At 31.8% G+C, this 3,430-nt stretch carries 2 protein-coding genes; one reads left to right on the top strand and one right to left on the bottom strand.

Annotation, left to right across the window (positions count from 1 at the left end):
* Nucleotides 1–57 precede the first annotated feature (57 nt).
* Nucleotides 58–1,257, bottom strand: a complete 1,200-nt coding sequence (locus tag AC3DU7_RS15460) for a glycosyltransferase (protein WP_488040222.1) — start codon at nt 1,255–1,257, stop codon at nt 58–60.
* Nucleotides 1,258–1,727: 470 nt separating this feature from the next.
* On the opposite strand from AC3DU7_RS15460, the gene AC3DU7_RS15455 reads away from it, so the two are divergent.
* On the top strand, nt 1,728–3,086 hold the full coding sequence (locus AC3DU7_RS15455; protein ID WP_488040221.1) for a hybrid sensor histidine kinase/response regulator: 1,359 nt from the start codon (nt 1,728–1,730) through the stop codon (nt 3,084–3,086).
* The last annotated feature ends 344 nt before the right edge of the window (nt 3,087–3,430 follow it).

Genomic DNA, 3,430 nt, shown 5'->3' with positions numbered 1-3,430 from the left:
CCTACTGCCTACTGCCTACTGCCTACTGCCTACTGCCTACTGCCTACTGCCTACTCTCTAAAGAATAATTGGCTCAAAAGTCGGTCTACCAAATTTTACAGACGGAATAAGCACATCTAATAATCGATCCACCACTTGCTTCCAAGTAAAATGCTGAAGAACCCATTGAGGCCCAGTTTGACGAGCTTGTTCTAAAAATAAAGGTTTTTCAATAACTGTTTGCATTAATTCAATCAAATGCTCTTGTTCTGGTACTACACACCAGAGCGTATCTCCATCCCTTGTATAATTATTTTGAAGTTTACTATTAATTTTTAAAGCAAAGTCCGAGTTAGTAAAATCATCTGTTGGGCCACCTTTTGTACAAATTACAGGCAAACCACAAGCTGTCGCTTCCAATACTGGCAAATTAAAACCTTCAGCTAAATAGGGAGAAACATAAGCATCAGCAACTTGATAAAGTTGAGCTAGTTCAAGAAATGAAAGAGTTTCGCCAACATAGATAATTCTAGATTTCACTTTTTCCATCTGTGTATCAGTGAGTGCAACTTTGCTAGCTTTGAGAATAGAATCTTGAGAAGGAAAAATAGCATCCCTACCTTTAAGGATAAGTTTGGTATCTGGATAGCGCTCAACAATGGTGGCAAATGCTTTCAGTAAGCGTCCCACTCCTTGACTATTATTGCACATCACCCCTATGTTGAGAAACACAAAATAGTTATTAATGCCCAACTTTTGGCGCAGGATAATTCTCTGAGAAGTTGGTAAAGGATGATAAATATTAGGGTTGACACCAAGAGGTACAACAGCGACACGACTTTCTTGAGCACCACTACGAACAAACCCATCTTTTGACCAGTGGGAGGGGGTAATAATAATTGCATCCCCTTGAGCATGAGCTTCTGCAAAAGAGTTTACACCCATTCCGTTAACAATAGATTTGCTAACAATACCCCATTCAGTGCAGGCAAAAACTGCTGTTCGTTTGCTCGTGGAGAAACTGAGATTAAAGGGAGCATATATCCGTAATGTGGCATCAGCAGTTTTTTGAGGAGATGGTTTGGGGATGTTGTGTAATGCTATTTCTGCATCAGGAGGAAATAAACCTGTGACGGGTTGCCAACTCTTGCTAACGTAAGGCATATCCTGATGAGAAATTTGTAGATGCTTTCGGTTCAGCATTTCTAGTAGTTGAAATTGATTTGCGATCGCATAAGAATGGGGTAAAAAACGCCAACCTTGGATGATAATACGCAATGGGTTAATACTCCTAAATATTTGGATTTTTGGTAGTCATAGTTGAGATTTTTACAGCATTGTGTCTATCTCAAGACAAAAAGTGATATAATAGTAATTATACTTTGATAAAAATTTACTTTTACTTTAATGAAAATGTTAACATAATTAATAATTAAATGAAAAATATATTTGATTTATTAATTTTTTTATGAGTACTAAGTAGTAATTAGGAAAATTATACCTGCTAGATAAAAATAGCAATAAATAATCTGATATTTACTTTGATTTTATTTTCAATAAATCTAGTTATATTTGTAAAAAAAAATTTAGAAAATCAAAAATATAGCAAATTTTTTTTAGAATAATTAGGAACAGTTTAATCTTAATTTATATTCCTACTTATATATTTGCAATCCGATCAATTTTTGTACTCAAGAAAGTATCAAAAAACTGTATTTTTAATTGACAAAAAAATCAAAGGAGTTTTCATGAATCAAAAAAAAGAATACACAATTATGGTGGTAGATAATGAATATAGAAATGCCAATTTAATGTTGGATCTGTTAAAACTTTCTGGTTTTAATGTCATTGTAGTAGAGGATGGGGAAAGTGCAATTGAGAAGGTAAAAAATGTATTGCCAGATTTGATTTTACTAGATATAATCATGCCAGGAATAGATGGTTTTGAGGTTTGTAGATACTTGCAAGCTTCAGAAAAAACTAGAAATATTCCTGTAATTTTTATGACTTCACTTTCTGAATCTACTGAAAAAATAAAAGGTTTAAATTTAGGAGCTGTAGACTATGTTGTTAAACCGTTTAAAACAGAAGAACTTTTATCTAGAATAAATATACATTTACGCTTACAAAAAGAGATAACAGAACTAACGGCAGCAGAAATAGAATTGCAAAAATCTGCATCAGAACTGGAGGATAAAGTGCAGGCAAAAACTGTGGAGCTTTCTCAATCTTTAGAAGAACTTAAAGCAGCTCAATTGCAACTAATTCAAAGTGAAAAAATGTCTAACATTGGAGCATTAGTTGCTGGTATTGCTCATGAGTTAAATAATCCAGTTAGTATAGTTGTCGGTAATGTTAAGTTGGCAGAAACATATCTCACAGCAATTATTAATCACATGAAATTATATCAAAAAGAATTTCCTAATCCTGGTCTAATAATTGAAAAAGATATGGAAGAAATGGATATAGATTTTTTGATTGAAGAGCTACCAAAAATCTTATTTTCCGTAAAAAAAGCCAGCAATCGCATAAGCGAAATTAGCGTATCATTGCGAAGTTTTGCTAGGGCAGATAGTACTTCAAAAGTAGCTTTTAATATTAATGAGGGCATAGATAATGCTCTGATAATTTTACAGCATCGACTAAAAGCTAATAATCAGCGTCCAGCTATTAAAATTGTCAAAAATTATGAAAGTTTACCTCAGATTAATTGTTATCCAAATACGTTAAATCAAGTTTTTATGAATTTGTTAGTCAATGCAATTGATTCTTTAGAAGAATACAATTATAAGAAACTTAAAACTTATCAAGAAATTCTACAAAATCCAAATCGGATTACTATTACTACTTCAATTATTGAATCCTATGGAGTAGAAATTAAAATAGCTCACAATGGACTGGGAATACTGGAAAACCTCAAAGATAAGCTATATGAAGCTTTTGAAAATGCTAATACTAACAATAAAATCAGCAACTTAGGATTATCTATGAGTTACTTAATTATAGTCAATAAACATGGAGGAGAATTGGAATGTAATTCTCTTCCTGAAAAAGGAACAGAATTTGTGATTAAATTACCAAATCAAAAAATAGAAAAAAAATTATAAATAATTTGATAGTTTTCTTGATTATCTTATTCTGATTTATACCATTATAGAATTTCCCAAAGTCGTGAGTTACAGTTATCTTTTTGTCTTTTTATTCCCTGTTCCCTGTTCCCTCAAACCTAAAATTTTGTACCTCATAAGTGTGACAATTGCGATAGAATGCTAATTTCTTATTTTTCAGCTTATTTTTTAATTTATTCCCTGCAATACTAAATTGACATATTTAAATATATAGCAATCAGGAATAAGTTGTGAGAATTCAGATGTTCTTTAAAAGTATAGAATATAGTAATTATTATATTCATATGATACATTTTTTTCTTTTTCTCTGTTCCCTGTTCCCT

Source organism: Okeania sp. (genome assembly GCF_983059655.1).
This window is presented reverse-complemented; position numbering and strand designations above follow the sequence as displayed.

Excerpts from the sequence above, each read along its gene's own strand:
- AC3DU7_RS15455 (WP_488040221.1), top strand. The coding sequence starts at position 1,728 with ATGAATCAAAAAAAAGAATACACAATTATGGTGGTAGATAATGAATAT.